The organism is Streptomyces sp. M2CJ-2, from assembly GCF_016757295.1.
In the GTDB taxonomy this organism is placed as follows: domain Bacteria; phylum Actinomycetota; class Actinomycetes; order Streptomycetales; family Streptomycetaceae; genus Streptomyces.
The window spans coordinates 63,150-83,801 of sequence record NZ_JAESIF010000028.1 but is presented as its reverse complement, the minus strand read 5'-3'; the positions used below and the strand labels follow the sequence as shown (position 1 = coordinate 83,801).

The 20,652-nt window shown below is 71.9% G+C and carries 17 protein-coding genes and 2 pseudogenes; 16 read left to right on the top strand and 3 right to left on the bottom strand.

Going from position 1 to position 20,652, the window contains the following annotated elements:
* Positions 1–5 precede the first annotated feature (5 nt).
* On the top strand, positions 6–464 hold the full coding sequence (locus JL475_RS21485) for a PPOX class F420-dependent oxidoreductase (RefSeq protein WP_202279437.1): 459 nt from the start codon (positions 6–8) through the stop codon (positions 462–464).
* 147 nt (positions 465–611) lie between these two features.
* On the opposite strand, the pseudogene JL475_RS21480 reads toward JL475_RS21485, so the two are convergent.
* Positions 612–1,611, bottom strand: a pseudogene (locus tag JL475_RS21480) (IS630 family transposase).
* A 216-nt stretch (positions 1,612–1,827) separates the two neighbouring features.
* On the opposite strand from JL475_RS21480, the gene JL475_RS21475 reads away from it, so the two are divergent.
* Together JL475_RS21475 and JL475_RS21470 are read left to right on the top strand one after the other, a co-directional pair.
* The gene (locus JL475_RS21475) at positions 1,828–2,136 is read left to right on the top strand and encodes an immunity 53 family protein (protein ID WP_202279436.1); all 309 of its coding nucleotides are present in this window, start codon (positions 1,828–1,830) and stop codon (positions 2,134–2,136) included.
* 56 nt (positions 2,137–2,192) lie between these two features.
* Positions 2,193–2,960 carry an SMI1/KNR4 family protein gene (locus tag JL475_RS21470; RefSeq protein ID WP_202279435.1) on the top strand — a complete coding sequence of 256 codons (768 nt, stop codon included), beginning with the start codon at positions 2,193–2,195 and terminating at the stop codon, positions 2,958–2,960.
* Positions 2,961–3,040: 80 nt separating this feature from the next.
* On the opposite strand, the gene JL475_RS21465 is transcribed toward JL475_RS21470, so the two are convergent.
* Positions 3,041–4,018 (bottom strand): zinc-binding dehydrogenase, encoded by a 978-nt coding sequence (locus JL475_RS21465; RefSeq protein ID WP_202279434.1) that lies wholly within the window; start codon positions 4,016–4,018, stop codon positions 3,041–3,043.
* Positions 4,019–4,142: 124 nt separating this feature from the next.
* Here JL475_RS21465 and JL475_RS41510 point away from each other — a divergent pair.
* Together JL475_RS41510 and JL475_RS21460 are read left to right on the top strand one after the other, a co-directional pair.
* Positions 4,143–4,244: pseudogene (locus JL475_RS41510) on the top strand (response regulator transcription factor); the annotation flags it as partial.
* 346 nt (positions 4,245–4,590) lie between these two features.
* The gene (locus tag JL475_RS21460) at positions 4,591–7,092 is read left to right on the top strand and encodes a discoidin domain-containing protein (protein ID WP_202279433.1); all 2,502 of its coding nucleotides are present in this window, start codon (positions 4,591–4,593) and stop codon (positions 7,090–7,092) included.
* 141 nt (positions 7,093–7,233) lie between these two features.
* Here JL475_RS21460 and JL475_RS21455 read toward each other — a convergent pair whose 3' ends face one another.
* Positions 7,234–7,692, bottom strand: a complete 459-nt coding sequence (locus JL475_RS21455; RefSeq protein WP_202279432.1) for a GNAT family N-acetyltransferase — start codon at positions 7,690–7,692, stop codon at positions 7,234–7,236.
* Between the two features lie 240 nt (positions 7,693–7,932).
* Between JL475_RS21455 and JL475_RS21450 the strand changes: the two genes are divergently transcribed.
* The 11 genes from JL475_RS21450 (at position 7,933) to JL475_RS21400 (ending at position 20,651) form a co-directional block, all read left to right on the top strand.
* Positions 7,933–8,661 carry a TauD/TfdA family dioxygenase gene (locus JL475_RS21450; protein WP_202279431.1) on the top strand — a complete coding sequence of 243 codons (729 nt, stop codon included), beginning with the start codon at positions 7,933–7,935 and terminating at the stop codon, positions 8,659–8,661.
* Positions 8,662–8,948: 287 nt separating this feature from the next.
* Entirely contained in the window at positions 8,949–10,007 is a 1,059-nt protein-coding gene (locus JL475_RS21445) for a diiron oxygenase (protein WP_202279430.1), read from the top strand.
* The gene (locus JL475_RS21440) at positions 10,004–11,293 is read left to right on the top strand and encodes a KamA family radical SAM protein (RefSeq protein WP_202279429.1); all 1,290 of its coding nucleotides are present in this window, start codon (positions 10,004–10,006) and stop codon (positions 11,291–11,293) included. Before JL475_RS21445 ends, JL475_RS21440 begins: the two co-directional genes overlap by 4 nt.
* Entirely contained in the window at positions 11,290–12,681 is a 1,392-nt protein-coding gene (locus JL475_RS21435; RefSeq protein ID WP_202279428.1) for a dipeptide epimerase, read from the top strand. Before JL475_RS21440 ends, JL475_RS21435 begins: the two co-directional genes overlap by 4 nt.
* A complete protein-coding gene (locus JL475_RS21430; RefSeq protein WP_202279427.1) occupies positions 12,674–13,750 on the top strand; it encodes an Ldh family oxidoreductase in 1,077 nt (358 codons plus the stop codon). Before JL475_RS21435 ends, JL475_RS21430 begins: the two co-directional genes overlap by 8 nt.
* Positions 13,747–14,973 carry an acetyl-CoA carboxylase biotin carboxylase subunit family protein gene (locus tag JL475_RS21425; protein ID WP_202279426.1) on the top strand — a complete coding sequence of 409 codons (1,227 nt, stop codon included), beginning with the start codon at positions 13,747–13,749 and terminating at the stop codon, positions 14,971–14,973. The genes JL475_RS21430 and JL475_RS21425 overlap by 4 nt, the downstream gene beginning before the upstream one ends.
* Positions 14,970–16,187: a GNAT family N-acetyltransferase gene (locus JL475_RS21420; protein ID WP_202279425.1), complete on the top strand. Its 1,218-nt coding sequence runs from the start codon at positions 14,970–14,972 to the stop codon at positions 16,185–16,187. The genes JL475_RS21425 and JL475_RS21420 overlap by 4 nt, the downstream gene beginning before the upstream one ends.
* A gap of 6 nt (positions 16,188–16,193) precedes the next feature.
* Positions 16,194–17,111 (top strand): branched-chain amino acid transaminase, encoded by a 918-nt coding sequence (locus tag JL475_RS21415; RefSeq protein ID WP_202279424.1) that lies wholly within the window; start codon positions 16,194–16,196, stop codon positions 17,109–17,111.
* Positions 17,108–17,917 carry a hypothetical protein gene (locus JL475_RS21410; RefSeq protein ID WP_202279423.1) on the top strand — a complete coding sequence of 270 codons (810 nt, stop codon included), beginning with the start codon at positions 17,108–17,110 and terminating at the stop codon, positions 17,915–17,917. The genes JL475_RS21415 and JL475_RS21410 overlap by 4 nt, the downstream gene beginning before the upstream one ends.
* A complete protein-coding gene (locus tag JL475_RS21405) occupies positions 17,914–19,380 on the top strand; it encodes an MFS transporter (RefSeq protein WP_202279422.1) in 1,467 nt (488 codons plus the stop codon). The genes JL475_RS21410 and JL475_RS21405 overlap by 4 nt, the downstream gene beginning before the upstream one ends.
* The gene (locus JL475_RS21400) at positions 19,377–20,651 is read left to right on the top strand and encodes an ATP-grasp domain-containing protein (RefSeq protein WP_202279421.1); all 1,275 of its coding nucleotides are present in this window, start codon (positions 19,377–19,379) and stop codon (positions 20,649–20,651) included. Before JL475_RS21405 ends, JL475_RS21400 begins: the two co-directional genes overlap by 4 nt.
* The last annotated feature ends 1 nt before the right edge of the window (position 20,652 follow it).

The window sequence follows — 20,652 nt, the reverse complement described above, 5'->3', positions numbered from 1 at the left end:
ACGTCATGACTCAAAGACCAGCGCCTCGCCCATTGTCCGACGAAGCCCTCTCCAACCTGCTTGGCAAGCAGCAGTTCGGCACGCTCGCCACCGTCAAGCGCAGTGGCCACCCCCACCTGACCACCATGGTGTACAGCTGGGACTCCGAGGCCCGCATTGCGCGGTTCTCAACGACGGCCGACCGCATCAAGGTCGGGCACCTGCGACGCGACCCGCGTGCGGCGCTGCACGTGCAGGGCGGCGACGTGTGGTCGTTCGCCGTCGCCGAAGGGGAGGCCGAGGTCTCCGAGATCACGACGGTTCCTGGCGATGCGGTCGGTCGGGAACTGCTCGGAATGATCCCGCAGGCCGCGAAACCGGAGAATGAAGATGCGTTTCTGGAGCATCTTGTTGCTGAGCGCCGAGTGGTCATCCGGTTGAAGGTGGACCGTCTGTACGGAACAGCGCTCGACATCAACGGCTAGGACGTATCGGGTCCGTGCTGGTTATAGCCACTCGTTGATGGCTGCGACCAGCACGGTCGCGTGAAACCGGAAAAACTCATCGCTGCGTCCGTGACCGGCCGGAAATTGGGCTACCTGCTGCCCTGCCTGGGCGATTCGCCTGGTTGGTCAGGCTGCGGATGTGAGGGGGTGTCCGCCCCGGCGGATGCCCTTCTCGCCGCGGATGCGGGCGCGTTCCCTGCGCTGGGCGGCGAGGACGTCGGGGTGACGGGCGTGAGCGTTGCGTCGGCGCAGGTAGCGGTGCAGGGCCAGGGTCTGGACGGTGTGGTTGGGGTGGGAGTTGGCCAGGGTGAACTGCCGCAGCGGGCCGAAGTACGCCTCGATGGGGTTGGCCCAGGAGGCGTAGGTCGGGGTGAAGCACAGCTCGACCTTGTTCTCCTTGGCCCAGCGGCGGATGTCCGCGCCGGTGTGGGCGGAGAGGTTGTCCAGGATGACGTAGATGGGGGCGCCGTCGGGTCGGGCGGCGCGGATCGACTTCAGTGCGGCCAGGGTGTTGGCGGTGTCCTTGCGGTGGCGGTTGACGCCCCACAAGCCGGTCGTCACCGACGGAGTAGCAGCCGTGGAAGTAGGTGACGCCGTGGGTGCGGCGGTAGGTCGCCGTGAGCCGGTCGGGCCTGCCCTGCTTCGCCCGGCAGGAGCCGGCGGTGGGACGGATGCCGAGGGGTCCGAACTCGTCGAAGGCGAACGTGCGGTCCGGGAAGCGGTCCAGCACGTGCTCGATGCGGTCCAGCTTGGCGTCGCGGTCGGGGTCGGGGGACTCCTTCCAGGTCTTGGTGCGCTGGAAGGTGATGCTGCGGCGCAACAGCAGGCACCGTAAGGCTTTCCGACCTATGTGGATGATGCGTCCGTGTACGCGGCGCAGGTAGGCGGCGAGTTTACGGATCGACCAGCGGGTGACGGGCTGGCCGAGCTTGGTGGGGCGGGTGGTGGCCGTCTGGATCACGAAGTCCTCGTCAGCAGCGTTGAGCAGGCTGGGGTGCCCCCGGGCGGAGCCTGGGGGAGGACGGCCTCCCGCCCACTTGGGGTCCAGGCAGGCCAGGCCGATCTCGTTGAAGCGGTGGATGACATCGCGCAAGGTGTCCTCTTCGGCCGCAACGAGCTGGGCGATGACCGGCACCCTGTTCCCGCCGGCCGACGCCAGCAGCATCATCGAGCGGCGGTAGCGCACCGAGCTGGTGCTGCCCCGGCGCACGATCTGCTGCAGCCGCTGTCCCTCCTGGGAGGTCAGTCTGCGTACTCGTACCGGTTCCACCACCGCGTCTCCCGTGCCGGTTGGACCAGCCACGCCCGAGCCCGGCACGCGACTCGTTTAGCATCTCCTGCCATGAGCGATCCGGAGCCCCTCCTTGACTGGCTGCAGAACTGGTACGCGCAGCAGTGCAACGGGGACTGGGAACACGAGTGGGGCGTGAAGATCGCCACGCTCGACAACCCCGGCTGGACTGTCAGCATCGATCTGGCAGAGACCGACCTGGAAGAGCGCGAGTACCCCCACCAGGAGATCAACCGCACCACGCAGGACTGGGTCTGGGCCTGGACGGCCGAGAAGACCTTCCACGCCGCGTGCGGCCCCGGAAACCTCACCGAGGCCCTCACGCTGTTCCGTACCTGGGCGGCCACGATCGCTCCCTGAACCGGCGCAGAGACCGGAGAGACCAACCGGTGAACCTATGCGGCTAGGGTCACCGCATGACTGACACAGGCCTTGCCGCGTTCGATGCGTCATGGGACCGTTTCACGTCATGGCTTTGCGTGCACTCTCCCATTGACCACGCGGCCCTGCGATCGCCCGCCGCCGCCGAGGAGATCGCGGCGCTCGAAGCGCGCATCAGGTTCCCGCTCCACCCGCAGCTGAGGGCACTTCTGGAGCGGCACAACGGCGTCATGGTGCAGCCGGAGCGTGACAATTTCCATGCCGGCGCCTTCCTGCCGCTGGGACACCGGCTCAACGACACGGAACACATCGCCCGTCGGCACGAGTGGCTGGTCGACGTAGGAGCGGAGCTCATCGCGGGCGATGCGCGCAATGAGGAAAGTCTTTACGGCCACGCCCACCAGTGGGTACCTTTCGCGCACCCCAACGACGGTGGAATCGCCTTCATCGACCACCGCCCCGGCCCGACCTACGGACACGTCTACGAGATGGGCATCGGCTCGGGGGCCATCGCAGCCACCAAGTGGGCGTCCAGCCTGTTCGAACTGTTCGATGACCTGGCCGCGAGCCTGGACACCGGCGAGCCTTTCCAAAAATTCTGGCCCACGCCCTACGAACTCCCCTCAGGTCACTTCTGCCTCACCTGGGACAGCGGCAACCGGAGGAAGAGCGGCGACATCCCGGCCTGGCCCCCGCCCCGCCCGCTTGGCTCGCCCCTCCGGTCGGCCTCAACCACCGGGCGAGGGCTGGGCCGTCCGCTCGGCGCACTCATTCCCCCCTCATCCACACCGGTTCGTCCATGAGCGCCGTCGGTCGGCCGATCTCGATACGCGCACTTGTGCCCGGCTTCGGCGCCGTATCCCTCCTGCAGAGCCGTGCCCCGTCAGGGGATCAGCAGCGTCTTGCCCGGCGCCTCACGGGCCTCCATGGCCATATGCGCAATCCTCGCCTCCTCCAACGCGAACGTCTGCCCGATCACCGGCTGGAACTTTGCGGACCGCGTCCGCAGGGCCTCCGCCCAGCGGCGCCGCACCGCCGCGGCCCGGTCCGGTCCGATCTGCACCGCGGCGATCCCGCTCACCCGCTGCCCCCGCCGAGCGGCGACCTCCGTGTCGACCCGGGCGAATCCGCCTGCTGCCGCCCCGTGCGTCGAGATCCGGGCACCGTCCCCAGCCGCTGACAGCGCGGCGGTCCCCAACTCCCCGCCGACGCCATCCAGCACCACGGCGAACTCTCCGCCGGCGGCCGTCTTCGCCGCCTCCACCCAGCCGTCGGCCGAGTAGTCCACCACCGCGTCCGCGCCCTGCTCGCGGACGAGTTCGAGCTTCCGCCCACCTCGCGCCGCGCCCACCACCACCGCACCGGCCGCGTGCGCCGCCCGCACCAGCAGCAGGCCCATCGCCCCGGCGGCGCCGGTGATCAGTACACGGTCCTGCGGCTTGATCTCCGCCAGGTCGAGCAGCAGCAGTGCGGTCGGCAGATCGTGCATCAGCGCCGCGGCGGACCGCAGACCGACGTCGTCCGGGACCGGCACCGCGGACGCCGCGTCGGCCACCGCGCGCTCCGCGTACCCGCCGCTGACCCCGTCCAGCCAGGCGGCGACCCGCTCACCGACCCGCGTCCCGGGGACGCCCGCGCCCACCGCCGCGATGGTCCCGGCCACCGCGCCTCCCGGGGCGTACGGCAGCGGGACCGGGAAGAAGTTTTCCCAGGCACCCGCACGGATATGGGTGTCGAGGTTGATCACATCCGCCGCCGCCACATCGACCAGGACCTGCCCGGGACCGGGTCCGGCATCCGGCACCTCGACCACAGTCAGCACCTGAGGGCCGCCGAACGCCGTCACCTGTATCGCCTTCATTTTTTCCTGCCCCCTGTGGTCTTCTGGTCTTCGGTCTTCTCGGGCTCAGCGGGAAGCCTGATACCTCAACCATGGTTGAGGTCAACGGCAGTCGGCGGGACGCGAGGAGCGGGCAGGCTGCCGCACCGACCACGACGTACTGATCCTCGACCGCGACCTGCCGGTCATGACCGGCGGCGAGGTGTGCCGACGGCTGCGCGAACTCACCGACCCGCCGCGGATCCTGACGCATGACGCGGCCCCGTGTCGATGCGGCCCGTTCGGCGGAGCCTCGTTTGCTGCGACGTGCTTCAGCGTCGCGCCGAGGGTCGCGACTTGCCCGGCGGGCCCCGCTGCGGTCGGCACCGTGTCGAGGACGTACGGCAGCGGCCCGATGCCCGAGCCGTGCGGTTGCTCGGCGAAGGCACCGGCCGGGTGCGGGATCTGTCTTTCTAACGTTGCACAGACTCTTCAGCTGTGGGCCCGACCCATGGCAGTCTGTGCCGGAACCTCTGGCGGACAACGCTGTCAGGAACGGTCCGTCAGATGCTCGGGCAGCCCTGTTCACTCGTTCTCGCAGAAGGAGCACTCGCATGGCCCTCGATCGTCGGCGGCTTCTTCACAGCGGCGCAGCGGCCCTGGGCGCGGTGGCCCTGAGCGGTGCGGCGCCGCCCGGCGCGGCCGCGCGGGTGGGTGCGGTCGGCAGTCCTGCGGGCGAGGCGCCCCCAGCCGACAAGGGGTCGAGCGCGTCCCCGGTGTATCCGGCGGTGGGTCCCGGGACGGCCTTCCTGGACCACCGGTCACTGCTGGGGGACCTGCAGGAGACCGAGTGGTACGAGGCGAACATCCCCTTCGTCGACCTGCCCGACGCCGCCATCCGGGACACCTACTACTACCGGTGGCGCGTGATCAAGCACGCCCTGAAGTACACCGGGCCCCGGGAAGGGTGGATCCTCTCGGAGTTCCTGGGCCCGGTCGGCTACTCCGCGCCGCACGGCGGGATCAACGCCGCCGCCGCTCACCACATCCGCGAGGCGCGCTGGCTGCGCGACCACCGCTACCTCGACGACTACATCGGCTACTGGCTGCGCGGCAGCGGCTCAGGACCCAAACCGGCCACGGACTTCCTCAACAAGAACACCACCGACTGGGCGCACCAGTACTCCTTCTGGATCGCGGACGCCGTCGTGGCCCGGGCGTCGACCGACGGCAGATGGGAGCACGCCCTGGAGCTGCTCGACGAGCTGGAGCGCCAGTGGGAGCGATGGGCTCCGCAGTTCGACGACGAAGTCGGCCTCTACTGGCAGACACCGGTGTGGGACGCGATGGAGTACACCGCGAGCTCCTACCAGAGCGACGACCCGTACCACGGCGGTGAGGGGTTCCGCCCCACTCTCAACGCCTACCAGTACGGCGACGCCAAGGCGATCGCCGCGCTCCTGCGGCGCCGCGGCCACCGGGGCGACGCGGCGAAGGCCGACCGCTACGACGAGCGGGCCCGTGCCCTGCGGGTGCAGCAGGAGCGCCGGCTGTGGGACGAGGAGGACCAGTTCTACAAGCACGTCATGCGCGACGGGAATCCCGAGCGGCGCAGGCTCGCCGACCGCGAGCAGATCGGCTTCCTGCCCTGGTACTTCCACATGGCGTCGGCGGGCAACGCCGCGGCATGGGCCCAACTGCGCGATCCCGAGGGGTTCTCCGCGCCCTTCGGTCCCATCACGGTCGAGCGGCGCAGCCCGTGGTTCATGTACCAGGCGCTCGAGGGCTGCTGCCGTTGGAACGGTCCGAGCTGGCCGTTCGCCACCAGCCAGACGCTCACCGCCCTGGCCAACCTCCTCATCGACTACCCCGCCCAGCCCCACGTCGACCGCGCCGACTACCACGCCGTGCTCCGCGCCTACGCCCTGACCCACCGCAAGGACGGCAAGCCGTATGTCGCCGAGGCGCACCACCCCGACGAGGACCGCTGGATCTACGACGGCCGCGGGCACAGTGAGGACTACAACCACTCCACCTTCAACGACCTGGTCCTGTCGGGGCTGTTGGGGATCCGTTGCCGTCCCGACGCCACCGTCGCCCTCGCGCCGCTGGTACCGCGCGCATGGGATCACTTCGCCGTGGAGAACCTCCCCTACCACGGCCACAACCTCAGCGTGCTCTTCGACCGCAGCGGCCGGCACTACGGACACGGAGCCGGCCTGAGCGTCTGGCTGGACGGCCGGCGCATCCACCGGCAGGCCGACCTGGAGCCGGTGACGCTCACCATCGGCAGGACCAGGCAGCACACCCTGCCCCGCGAGGTCGACGACCTGGCCAACGTCGAGCAGAAGGGCCATCCTCTCGCGAGTGCCTCGTACACGTTCCCCCTCGACAGCCCGGCCAAGGCCATCGACGGACAGGACCTGCACATCGACACGCCGTCATCGCGGTGGACCAACTACGGCAGCCCCCACGCCGACGACTGGCTCGCCGTGGACTTCGGCGTCCCCACGCCCGTGTCGGACCTGCGGATCTCCTTCTACGACGACGGCGGCGGAGTCCGCACCCCCGACTCCTACGAACTCCAGCACCTCGGCCAGGACGGCCGTTGGCATCCCCTGCCCGGCCAGCACCGCACCCCGCGGGCCCCCCGGCCGGGAACCCTCAACCGGATCCTCCTGGAGAGGGCCGTCACCACCACCGCCCTCAGACTCACCGCCACACGCGCCTCGGGCGGCGCCGTGGGAGTCGCCGCCTGTCAGTCATGGCGCACGGAAGACCCCCGGCTCACCCTCACCGTCGAGACACCGCCGAAAGGCCTCGTCCCCGTGGAGCCGGGCAGGACCGTGAAGGTCACCACCACCGTCACGGCGACAGCCACCGCGGTCGTCAGCCCGCAACTGCTCGTCCCCGACGACTGGAAAGCCCTTCCCCAGCACACGATCCGCCCCACCACCCTCCGGGCGGGAAGGGCGCTGCGCACGCGCTGGCTGGTGACGGCCCCCACCGACCTGCCCCACCAACTGCCGCAGCCCCTGCGCCTGCTGGTCCGGTCCCGGGGCGGGAAGGCGGAGCGGTTCCTCACCAGCGTCGTCGCCCGAGCACAGGCCGACTGACGCGCGGCCGCCGCAGCGCTGTCGCCGTACGGCACAGCACGACGTGGTGCCGGGCGACCGCGGCCACGACCACGAAGCCTTCCTCACCCCGGGCTGCGGACTCGTCCGCCGGCGACGCCTCACACCATCGCGATGGGAGTGCTAAGGCTGGAGAGCGAGCTTGAAGCCGACGTGCGAGCCGACGAAGCCGAGCCGTTCGTAGAAGCGGTGGGCGTCCGGGCGGGCCGTGTCGGAGGTGAGCTGGACCAGTGAACAGCCCTGCTTGCGGGATTCCTCGATGGCCCACTCGATCATCAGCTGTCCCAGCCCGTGGCCGCGTTCGGAGCTGTGCACCCGTACCCCCTCGATGACCGAACGGGTGCTGCCGCGGCGGGAGAGGCCGGGGACGACGGTCAGCTGAAAGGTGCCGACGACCCGGTCCTCGCGGACGGCGACCATCACGAACTGGTTCGGATCCGCTTGCAATCGCTCATATGCGACGAAGTAGGGGTGCAGGTCGTCGGGGGACTCGCGCGTCGCCCCCAGCGCGTCGTCGGCGAGCATGTCGACGATGGCGGGAATGTCGTTCGCGTCGGCCGGACGGATTCCGATATCGGTCATGCGGTGCATGTTATGCGGACTGACCCCGGCTTTCCGTGGATAGCTGAAATTTCGGCCTTCCCCTGTCTCATCTGCGGCAACACGCCCTGTTCGCCCTCTGGTTGCCGGCCCGGTTCACCAGTCGACCGGTGATCCATCTCACAGTTCGATACATTGCGGAGCCCCTCGCGCTCGGTGAAGATCGAGCGGCTGAGAGTGAGCACGGCACACGTCGGAATCTGTTGATGCTGGGGATCCAACATGTCTACAGTGCTTGATATTCACACCTGGGAACTCGCGGAACACGGATATACCGTGCTCGACGGCATTCGCACGGACGAAGAGGCCGCCGCCGCGCTGTACGCGTTCGGCGAGCTCGTACCGCAGTACGACGGCGCCCTGCGCTACCAGGTCAAGGCCGCGCCCGGCTTCGAGGAGCGGCGCTACTCCAAGAGCGTCAACACCATCCTGGTCCACACCGAGGCCCCGGGATGGAACCCGCCGCCCAGCTATCTGGCCCTGCACTGCCGCGTCCAGGCGACCTGCGGCAGCGGGCACACCGAACTGGCGGACATGCGGCGGTTCGTGGACTCGCTGAGCGACGAGGACCGGGCCGCTCTGTACGAGCGGGAGATCGAGTGGCTCGGCCACAACACCGGAGGCGTCGGCACCGAAGGGGTGCGGCGTCCCGTGGTGGAGCGTGCCGCCGACGGGCGGGAGGTCCTCCGGTTCAGCTACAACCTGCTCACCACCGGCCAGTACGACCCGCCGGTCGACGTCTCGGTCGACGCCTCCGAACTGCCCCTCGGGGGCTTCGGCGTCCATCTCGCCGAGCAGGCCGAGGAGTTCTTCCGGCAGGAGAAGGTCTCCGTGCTCATACCGGAGGACTCGGTCCTGGTCTGGGACAACCAGCGTATGGTGCACGCCCGTTCCGCCTACCGTGACGCCAAGCGGCACCTCACGCGCTACTGGGTGGCGGCCCGGCGCTAGAAAGCGTCCGGCCGGCCGGACGGCCGGGTCCGGAGCCCGGAGCCGTGCGACCCACCGCACAGGAGACGGCCGGCCCGCCCGCTCCGAAGGGCGGGTCCTGGCCCACGTCCCCACCGGCCCCGACCGCAGGCCGCGATCCGACCGCCCCACCCGGCCCGCGTCCGCCCCGCTCGCCCCGCACCCTCCCGCCCCGCCTGCCGTGCACCGCCCGCGCCCCGGCCAGGGGCGACAGCGTCGTGTCCGGACGGGGCGCATCCCACCCGAACGTCCTCCCCATAAGGCGAACCATGATCGACTCAGCCCAGAACCCGGCTCTCGAAGAGGAGTTCCCCACCGGCCTGCCGGAGGAACTGAGGGGACTTCCCGAGGGCGTGCCCCGTCACGACCCCGACGACCGGATCGAGAGCGCCGTCATCCGCCGCCTCGTCGGCAACTGGCACCGGCGGGCCACCGTGAAGCGGGACGAGCCGGATCTCGACGAACTCTTCGAGATCGACCGGCCCGACTACCCGGAGGGCATCCTGCCCTTCCACGACCATCCGACCTACCGGGCGCTCGACCCGGCGAAGAAGTCCGAGGTGCTGAGCTGGGCGTGGATCGCCTACAACCGGCACACCATCATGGCCGAACAGAAGGTGGCCAACCCGGCGTTCGCCCTGGTCATGGAGGGCGAGTACCCCATGCTCCAGGACGAGGCGCTGAACATCTCGCTCGCCCAGGCGATGGTCGACGAGCAGTACCACACGCTCATGCACCTCAACGCGAGCGCAGTCACCCGCCGTCGGCGCGGCCGGGCCATGCCCGACAACGACCTGCCCATGTCGCACACCGCCCGCGAGCACCTGAGGCTGCGGGACGCGGCCCCCGAGCGCTGGCAGAAGTCCCTGACCACTCTCGCCTTCGCGACGGTGTCGGAGATCTCGATCAACGCCTACCTCGACCTGCTGGCCGACGACCCGGACATCCAGCCGGTCAACAGCAGCACCGCGAAGCTCCACAACCGCGACGAGTACTGTCACGCCTCCATCTCCGCCGTGCTGGCCGAGGTGGTGCACGACAAGCTCGACGAGGAGAAGCAGCGCTATTTCCGCGACATGCTCTTCGAGGGTCTGGAAGCCTTCGTCGCCACGGACTACACGACCTGGCATCGTGTCATGGACCTGACCGGGATCGAGGGCGGGCACGAGATGCTCGCGGACTGCCGGGCGGAGACGAGCCGCAAGAGGCTCGTGCGCGACTACACCGGTCTGCACACCCTCATCGAGCGGATGGGCGTCCAGGACCTCGTCGAGTTCGACTGGTCCAAGTCCCACGTCGCGGGCGGCGCAGGAGAGACCCTCCGGTGAGGCATTACGCGAACGAGCGCCTCGCCCGTCTTGCGCTGGACCGCGGCATGCCCGAGTCCTACGTCCGTGACCTGCGGGTGGTCGGCAGCGTCCTGCCCTTCAAGGTCAACGAGTACGTGGTCGACGAGCTGATCGACTGGTCGGCCGCACCGGACGACCCGATCTTCCGGCTGACCTTCCCGCACCGCGACATGCTGCCCGCCGCCGTCTTCGACCGCATGGCCGCCCTGCTGGACGGCACAGCACCCCGCGAGGAGCTCCGCCGGGCCGCGGCCGAGGCCCAGATGAAGCTGAACCCGCACCCCGGGGGCCAACTGGAGGCCAACGTACCGACGTTGGAGGGCCGTCGGCTCGACGGGCTCCAGCACAAGTACGCCGAGACCGTGCTCGTCTTCCCCTCCCAGGGCCAGACCTGCCACTCGTACTGCGGATACTGCTTCCGATGGGCCCAGTTCGTCAGCCAGGCCGAGCTGCGCCAGGCGCTGCGGGACCCGGCCGACCTGACCGGCTACCTCGCTCTGCACCCCGAGGTCACCGACGTCCTGTTCACCGGCGGCGACCCGATGATCATGCGTACCGAGGTGCTGCGGCGCTGGGTGGAGCCGCTGCTCGCCGACGACGCGCGGACCGTGCGCACGCTGAGGTTCGGCACCAAGGCGCTGTCGTACTGGCCCGCACGGTTCACCACCGGGCCGGACGCGGACGACCTGATACGGCTCTTCGCCCGGGCCGTCGACGCGGGCCGCCAGGTGGCGGTCATGGCCCACTTCTCCCACCCGCGCGAGCTGGAGACCGACGCGGTGCGCGAGGCGGTCGCCCGGATCCGCGCCAGCGGCGCGGTCATCCGCGCCCAGGCACCCCTGGTCGCCCACGTCAACGACGACGCGGCCGCCTGGTCGCGGATGTGGCAGCGGCAGGTCGAACTCGGCATCGTCCCCTACTACATGTTCGTCGAGCGGGACACCGGGGCCCGCAACTACTTCGGGCTCCCGCTGGCCCGCGCGCTGGACATCTACCAGGAGGCGGTCCGCGGCGTCTCCGGCCTCGCCCGCACCGCCCGCGGCCCCGTCATGTCGGCGGGCCCCGGCAAGGTGATGATCCACGGCACCGCCGAGGTCGGCGGCGAGCGGGCCTTCGTGCTCAGCTTCCTCCAGGCCCGCAGGCCCGAATGGGTCGGACGGCCGTTCTTCGCCGCCTACGACGAGCAGGCGCAGTGGTACGACGACCTCAAGCCGCTCTCCGCGCCCGGCGCCGCCTTCCCACCGTTCCCGGAGACCGCCGCATGAGGCTGTACGTCCACGAGATCAGACTCACCGACCACGACGTGTGGCGCAGCGCCCGCGAGGCCATCCCCGAACAGCCGGGCCTGCTCGTCGAGCTGCGCGAGGCGGGCGTCTCCGGTTTCGGGGAGGCCTCCGCCTTCATGACCGAGCGCTACCGTTCCGCGCTCCCCGTCATGCACGACGACCTGCGCCGGGTCGCGGACATCGTGCGCACGCTCCCGGCCGAGGACCCCGAGGGGAGCTGGGCCGTACTCGCCCCGCTGCTCGCCGAATCGCCGTTCACCCTGGCCGCCCTCGACATCGCGGCGCACGACCTCGCCGCCCGGCTCGCCGGCGTACCGCTGTGGAAGCACCTGGACGGGGCGGAGCCCGAAACCCTGCGCTCCAGCTACAGCATCGGACTCGACACCCTGGACGTCATGGTGCGCAAGCTCCGCGAGCGGCCGGGCTGGCCCGCGTACAAGGTCAAGCTGGCCGCACCCGGCGACCTGCACGTCCTGCGGGCGCTGCGGGAGCACACCGACGCGCCGTTCCTCGTGGACGGCAACTGCGGCTGGGACCTGCCGGGCACGCTCGCCGCACTCGACGCCATGGCCGGCCTCGGCGTCGAGCTCCTGGAGCAGCCCTTCCCCCGCGAGTGCTGGGACGACGCCCGCGCACTGAAGGCGGCCTCCCCGATCCCGGTGTTCGCCGACGAGAGCATCACCGGGCCCGACGACCTCGACGCCTGCGCCGAGGCCTTCCACGGGGTCAACCTCAAGCTGATGAAGGCCGGAGGCATCACCCCGGCCCTGCGGATGCTGCGCCGCGCCCGCGCCGCCGGGCTCGGCACGATGCTCGGCTGCATGCCGGAGTCCAGCGCCGGGGTCTCGGCCACCGCCCACCTCGGCCCGTACGTCGACCACCTCGACGCCGACTCCATCGCCCTGCTCGCGGTCGACACCGGCCGCGGGGTCCTGCTGGACGACTCGGGCCGGATCACCCTGCCGGACGTGCCCGGCACCGGATTCGTCCCGGACTTCACGGGCCCCGCGTTCACCGTGCGGCCCACCACCGCCGGGGCGGTGGACCCGGACGACACCCGCCTGTCCGTATACCGGGAAGGCACGGAGGCGGCCTCGGTGCGCGTACGGCGGCGGCCGCTGCCCGGCACCGCCCCCGCCGACGACGTACGGCAGCTGGCCGAACCGCGGCTCGCCGAGGCGACCTTGGACGAGGTGGCCGCCCTGCTGCGCACCGCCGTCACCCATGCGGTGACGGCCGGGGCCCGCACCGTGTGGGTCCGGCCGGACGACGCGCTCCTCCCCGCCGCCCGTGCCGCGGGGTTCACGGTCCACGACCCCGCCCTCACCGACTCCCCCCTGTCCTGGAAGGCGCATGCGCATGACTAGCGCGCACGAACCGCCCGCGGCCGACGCGGCCACGCGGCTGACGGCCACGACCGCCACGGCCGTGGCCGTCGCCGCCCTGCGCGAGGCGGGCGTCCCCGAGGGCGACGCCCGCGACGTGGCCGCCGCGCTCACCGACACCTCCCTGCGCGGCATCGACACCCACGGGCTGCGCCTCCTCCCGCAGTACCTCGCGGAGCTCCGGGACGGCATCGCCACGGCCCGGCCCGGCATCACCGTCGTCCGGGACACCGGCCCGGCCGTGATGCTGGACGCCGGCGGCGCGCTCGGAGTCGTCGCGGGGCTGGCCGCCGCCCGGGTCGCCGCCGAACGCGCTCCGGTGCACGGGGTGGCCGCCGTCGGAGTCCGCGACTCCAACCACTTCGGCGCGGCCTCGGTCTACAGCCGCCACCTCGCGGACCGGGGCCTCGTCGGCATCGTCACCACCTCCGCCGCCTCCCGCGTCGCCCCGCACTCGGGCACCCGCCCGCTGTACGGCACCAACCCGCTCAGCTTCGCCGCCTCCTCGGGCGGCGACGAGTTCGCCCTCGACATGGCCACCAGCCAGGTCTGCTTCGGCGAGATCAAGGAACGGCGCAAGCACGGCCGCGCCCTCGACCCCGGCTGGGCCACCGACGAGGACGGCCGGCCCGCCACCGACCCGGCCCGGGCGTACGCGCTCTCCCCGCTCGGCGGCTACAAGGGCCAGGGCCTCGCCATGGTCGCCACCCTGCTGGGCTCCGTCCTCACCGGCTCGCCCGCCGACTGGCACCTGGAACACATCGGTGAGTCCGCCCCCGGCCGCGGCCGGCAGGTCGGCCACTTCCTGATCTGCCTGGACCCGGCGGCCTTCGGCGGGACGGACAGTTTCACCGAGGGCCTCACCGACCTGCTCACCACCACCCGGCAGACCCGGCCCGCCGTCGACGCGACCCTGCCCGTACAGGTCCCCGGCGACCCGCAGCGGCGCATCGCCGAGGAGCGCACCGCCCACGGCATCCCGCTCGACCCGCACACCGCCCGCGCCTTCGCGGAACTCGCCGCCCGCCACGGAATCGGGGCCGACACGTGATCCTGATCCTGATCAGCCCCCGCAACGCCGGACTCCCGTTCGCCGACTGGCTCGACGAGGAGCGCGGCCGGCTGCTCGCCGTCACCGCGCGCGGGACCGACCCCGGCCCCGGCTTCCTCGACGTGGAGCAGGTCGCGGACTACACCGACGACACCGCCGTACGGGACGCCGCACGCCGGCTCCGCGAACGCCACGACATCACCCGCGTCCTCGCCCTGGCCGAGGTGGACGTGGAACGGGCCGCGGCCCTGCGCGCGGAGCTGGACGTGCCCGGCCAGCGCCCGGACAGCGCCCGCGCCTACCGGGACAAGGTCCTGATGAAGGAGCGCGCCGCCGCCGGAGGCGTCCGGGTGCCCGCCTTCGCCCCGGTCCGGGACGAGACCGAGGTGCTGGCCTTCATGGCCGCGCACCCCGGGCCCGTCGTGGTCAAACCGCGCGACGGCTCCGGCTCCACCGGGGTGGCCGTCCTCGACGGCCCGGCGGACGTCCCGTCCGTGGCGGACCAGGTGCGGTCCGGCGGCCACGAGGTGGAGGAGTTCGTGGCCGGCCGCTTCCACCACGTCGACGCCCTGCACGTGGACGGCGAGCCAGTGGTGTCCGTCCCCTCCGCCTACACCGACGGCGGCTGCCTGTCGCACTGGACCGACTCCGGCAACGGCAGCTGGACCCTGGAGGCCGACGACCCGCTGCACGCCCGGCTGACGGAGCAGACCCAGCGGCTCATCGCCGCGCTGCCCCCGGCGCCCGCCCTCTTCGTGCATGCCGAGTTCTTCGTGACCGACACGCGGGAGATCGTGCTCTGCGAGGTCGCCGGACGTGTCGGCGGCACCCCGATCCCCGCCATGCTGCGCATCGTACTGGGCCTGGACCCACGGGAGTTGTGGTCCAGGATCGAGTGCGGACTGCCCGTCGACCTGGACGCCGTGCGGGCCCACGCCCGCTCCGCGCCCCTGGTCGCCAACTTCGGCCTGCCGCCGCGCGACGGCCGCGTCACCCGCGTACCGGAGCAACCGCCCGCCGGCACCACGGACTTCACGGTCCTCACCGACGTGGGCGAGGACTGGAGCGGCGAGCGCTACCGCAACCGCAAGTCGGGCGACTTCGTCGCCACCTGGCTGGTGACCGCGCGCACGGAGGGCGACCTGCTCGCCCGCGTCGCCAAGAGCGAGGCCGAGGCCGAGGCCGGCTTCGGCTGGGCCCTCACCGCGGAGGTGTCCCCGTGAGCCCGCTGACGGCCCGGGTCCTCGGCCCGGCGGACCGGCCCACCGCCGCCGACCTCCCCGCCCTGGACCGGCCGCCGGTCATCTGGGAAGACGACCGCTGGTGGCGGTTCACCGAACGCACCGACCTGCACGAGGCCCGATACCTGGGGGTGTACGGACCCGGCGGGGACCTGGTCGCCCTGGCGCCGCTGCTGGTGACCCGTGACGGCGGAGGGCTCCTGTTCTACGACGTGCCCAAGATGGTCGGCGACCTGGGCGCGTTCGGTGACCCCGAGCGGCTGCCGGACGGCGACCGGACCCGGTGGGACGGGCTCGTCACCGATCTCCCGGACGCCCGCCGCGACCAGTACCCCTCCCTCGCCCTGTCCGTCTTCGGCTCCCACCTCGGCCTCGTGCACGCGGCGGACCGCACCCCCGCCCAGCGGCGGGAGGTGCTCGCCGAACTGCCGAGGCTGCTCGACGACGCGGCCGAGCAGCTCGGCTGCCGCAGCACCGGTCTGCTGTACGCCACCGACGAGCAGGCCGCACTCATCGGACCGGCCGCCGAAGCCCGCGGCCACACCCCGGCCGTCCTCGGTGCCGAGTCCGTCCTCCGGCTGAACGCCCAGGACTGGGACGGCTACCTGGCCGCGCTGACGAGCCGCAAGCGCAACCGGCTCCGCCGCGAACTGCGCGACTACCACGAGGCCGGCTTCACCACCGTCATCCGGCACGGCGCCGACGCGCTCACCGACTCCGTCGTCGACCTCCAGGTCGCCCTGCGGGCCAAGTACGGGCTGCCCGGCGGCCGGGCCCGCGTCCAGCGGGACTTCGACGCCATCCGCGAGACCGTCGGCGACAGCTGCATGGTGGTCAGCGCCGAACGCGAGGACGAGACCCTCGGGTTCGTCCTCTACCTCCGGTCCGGGCAGGCCCTGTACGCACGGACCGCCGGCTTCGACGCGGACCGGGCCCGGGGCGTCTACTTCTCCCTCACCTATCACGAGACCGTCCGCTGGTCCCTGGCCAACGACGTCCGCGAGATCTGGTACGGCCTCGCCGCCTACGAGGCCAAGAGACTGCGCGGCTGCGACATCGAACCGCGCCGGGGCTGGTTCCGCTTCACCGGCGACGGCCACCGCACCCTCACCGACACCGTGCGCCTCCAGGGCGACAGTGAGGACCAGCGCCTGCGGAGCCTGGGTCCCCACCGCACCATCACACGAGGAGACTGAGCCACCATGCCCCTGACCCCGACCCCGTACATCTGGATGGACGGCGAACTGGTCCCCTGGGACGACGCCACCGTGCACGTCCTCACCCCGAGCCTGCACTACGGCTGGGGCGTGTACGAAGGCATCCGCGCCTACGCCACCGACACCGGCTCCGCCGTCTTCCGGCTGCGCGACCACATCGCCCGGCTGCGCGACTCCGCCCGCGTCTATCTGATGGAACTGTCCTGGACCGACGAGGAACTCGTCGACGCCGTCCGCGAACTGGTCCGCGTCAACGGCCACGACTCCTGCTACATCCGGCCCATCGCCTACCTCGGCTACGGAGAGATGGGCGTCGCCCCACAACTCGACGCGGTCCGCATGTCCATCGCCGTCTGGCCCTGGGGCTCCTACCTCGGGGACACCGCGGAGAGCGAGGGCTGCCGCCTCATCGTCAGCAACTGGCAGCGCAACTCCCACCAGACCGTGCCGCCGCTGGCCAAGGCCACCGGCGCCTACGTCAACAGCGCGCTGGCCAAGGTGGGGGCGCAGCGCGCCGGTTACGACGACGCGCTGATGCTCACCGCGAACGGCCACATCGCGGAGGCGTCGGCCGCCAACCTCTTCCTCGTCCGCGACGGCGAACTCATCACGCCGCCCGTCAGCGACGGCATCCTGCCCGGACTCACCCGCGACTGCGCGATCACCTTCGCCCGGGACCTCGGTCTGCGGGTCACCGAGCGCAGCGTTCCGCGCAGCGAGGCGTACATCGCCGACGAGGCGTTCCTCACCGGCACTGCCGCCGAGATCGTCCCGGTCGCCTCCGTGGACGAACGACCGGTCGGATCCGGCGTCGGCCCCGTCACCAAGCAGCTCCGTGACCTCTTCCACAAGGTCGTGCGGGGCCGCGACGAGACGTACGCGCACTGGCTGGAGCGCGTGTGACCGGCGACCCCGGCCTCCGCGCCCTGCGGGAAGCGGTGGCCCGGCTGGAGGCCGCCGCCGCCACGCTGCCGCTGCCGCGCCCCGGGCAGGAATCGCTGGGCGAGGAGGTCTGCGACCGCCTGATCGACCTGGCGGCCGCCCGCGCCGCCGTGGCGCGGACGGCGGCCGGTGCGGACGTCCCCGACGAGGCGTCCGGGCTGGTCACGGAGTGCGTGCGCTGGGCGGTGGAGGACGACGCCGTGCGGACCCGGTCCCGGACGGCGTCACCGGCACAGGACGGGCTGTCGCTGGAGGCGGCCCACGGGCTGGTCACCCGGCTGATCACCGCCCTCGCCGCTCCGGAGTGCTACGACGCGGTGGGCGACCGGCTGCGCGCGCAGCTCGGAGGGCGGCCGGAGGGCCGGGCCGCCGGAGCGTGGGACATCGCGGACGAGGCCCTGCGCGGACTCGCCGCCGTCCGCCCGGAGTGGGTGGGCGGCGATCCCGCGCACACGGCGGCCGGCGGCTGGGTCCTGGTGGACCGTGTCGCCCGCCTCCGGCTGACCGCCGTGCTGCTCGCCGAGGCGGCGGCCCGCGGCGGGACGGAGGCGGAGCACCTGGTCAACGCGGCCCGCCGGCACGCCTGGAACTGGCTGCGGCTGCCCCCGCCGGAGGCGGCCACCGCCGTCCACGTACGACGGACCGGGGAGCTCATGGCCTGGATCGGAGCGGCCGGGTCCGTATCGGCCGAGCCCGTGTCGGCCGGGTCCGTGTCGGGTGAATCCGGGGCCGCCGATTCCGGTCGCGCGGGGGAGGGCGTCGCATGAGCACCGAGCGCACCCGGCAGCCGTCGAACGCGGGCGCCGGACAGACCTCCGGGCTCCTGCGCTTCGCGCTCGCCATCCTGCCCAGGACTTCGGCGGGCCGGAAGCTGGCCGCCGGGGCCGTCGCCGACTCCGTGGGCTCGGGCATGTTCCTGGCCGCGTCGGCGCTCTACTTCGTCACCGTCGTCGGCATCCCGGCCACGCAGGTGGGCGGCGTGCTCTCCGTCGCGAGCATCATCGGCCTGGTCAGCCCGGTGCCGCTCGGCCGGCTGGCCGACCGGGTCGGCCCCACCCGGGTGTACGTCATCCTCCTCGCCGCCCGGGGCGTGGGCTACGCGGGCTTCGCGTTGGTGGACAGCTTCTGGCCGTACGCCCTTCTGACCTGTGTCCTCACCGGACTGGACAGAGGCTGCTCGCCGTTGCAGCAGGTCGTGGTCGGGCTCATCGAGGGCGGCGAGAACCAGGCCCGCACGATGGCGTCGATCCGCTCCGTGCGCAACATCGGGCTGACCGCCGGATTCCTGCTGGCCGGAGCGGTGCTGGCGATCGAGTACCGGGCCGCGTTCGTCGCCCTGTTCCTCGGCAACGCCCTGACGTTCTTCGTCATCGCCGTGGTCGTGGAGCGGCTGCGCCGGGGCCTGGAGGCCCCGGCCGGGGAAGCCGGACAGGCGGGGGCGGCGAAGAAGGCCGTGCCGCCGCCCGCCGGGGACGGCGAGTCCGCGCGGGAGCCGGCCCCCGCGCCCGAGCCGGTGCGCAGCCCGTTCCTCGATCTGCGGTTCCTGTTGTTCACCGTCTCGAACGGGGTGCTGTCCCTGCACGACTCGGTCCTCTTCCTGTTGCTGCCGCTGTGGCTGACCACGGCCACCTCGGCGCCCGCGTCGGTGGTCTCGGTGCTGCTCGCCGTGAACACCGTGCTCACCGTCCTGCTCCAGGTGTACGTGGCGAAGTTCGCGGACACCACCGCCCGCGCGCTGAAGCTCATCTGGTTCGCGCTGCTCCCGCTGCTGCTGTCCTGCGGGGTGTTCGCGGGCGCGGAGCACGTCTCCGTCTGGCCCGCCGTGGCGTGCGCGGTCATCGCGGTGGCCTTGCTGACGGTGGGCGAGAACGTGCACTCCGTCGCGGTCTGGAACCTGTCGTACGACATGTCCCCGGCCCCTGCCCGGGCCCGCTACCTGGCCACCTTCAGCCTCGGCGTCACGGGCCAGCAGATCGTCGGCCCGGTGCTGATGACCGCCGTGGTGCTGCCGCTGGGAACGGCCGGCTGGGCGCTGCTGGCCGGGGTGTTCCTGCTGGCCGGCCTGGGCCTGCGGGCCACCGGCGGCCCGCGCCCGACGCCCGCACCGGAGGACGGCGACCACGCCCCCGCCCCGAAGTCCGCCGGCACCGCGTCCCCCGCCGATGCCCCGGCCCCGCTCGAACCCCCGGCACCCACCGACACTCCGACACCCACCGAGGTGACGTCATGACCGAACACGTCCTCATAGTCGGCGGCGGGCGGGAGATCCCCGGCCTGATCCGCGAGACCGGCGGCCCCGACGTCGCCACCACGATCCTGTGCCGGATGGATCTCGTCCCCAAGATCCGCAACCCCGGTCAGCACGACCGCGTCATCGCCCTGCGCAGCGGAGCGCCCGTCGAGGAGTGGACGGCGCTGGCCGCCGCGGTGCACGCCCACCACCCCTTCACCCGAGTCGGTACCTTCGGCGAACGCGATCAGGACCGGGCGGCGGCCGTCGCCGAGGCGCTGGCGCTGCCCTGCCACACCCCGCGGACCATCGCCTGGGTGCACGACAAGCACGCGATGCGGCGGCGGCTGGCGGAGACCGGGGTCGACACGACGCCGGTGGCCCGGGTGACCGACGCCGCCGCGCTGCGGGCGTTCCTCGACGAGCACGGGGCCCCGTGTGTCGTGAAACCCGCCCAGGGCGCGGGCAGTTTCGGAGTCTCGGTGGTGCGCGACCCCGAGGAGGCCGACGCGGCGTTCGCACGGGCCTCGGCCGACTTCGCCCTCATCCCGGACGCGGGAGTGCTGGTGGAACGGTTCCACGAGGGACCTCAGTTCAGCGTCGAGGCGTTCTCCGAGGACGGCGAGCACGAGATCGTCGCGATCACCCGCAAGTTCTCGGACCCCGTGGGCTTCGTCGAGATCGGCCACGTCGTCCCCGCCGCACTCGGCGCCGAGGAGACCGAGGCGGTGCACACGTACGTCAGGGCGCTGCTCGACGCCCTGGAGATCGGCTACGGGATCACCCATACCGAGGTGGTGCTGACCGCCGGCGGCCCCCGGGTCATCGAGACCCATGTACGGATGGCCGGCGACGAGATCCCCTACCTCGTCCAGGATGTCACCGGGGTGGACCTGATCGCCTGCGTGGTCCGCCAGACCCTGGGCCTGCCGGTGCTGGCGGACATCCGCCGGACCCTCGCCGACCCGTCCGTGGACCGACGCCCGGAGGCGATCTGGTTCGCGGTGCCGCAGGCGCGGGGCACGCTCGCGTCGATCGGCGGGATGGACGAGGCGGCCGGACAGCCGGACGTGGTGGCCGTCGAGGCGCTGCTGGGGACGGGCGACGAGGTGGGGGGCCTGGACAGTTCCGAGTCCCGGGCCGCCTTCGTACGGGCCAGGGGCGCGAACGAGGCCGAGGCGGTGAAGCGGGCACGGGAGGCAGCGCTCGCACTGGACTTCACCGTGAGGGTCCCGGGCGGAGGTGAGTCCGGTACCGCGGAGTGGGTCTGAC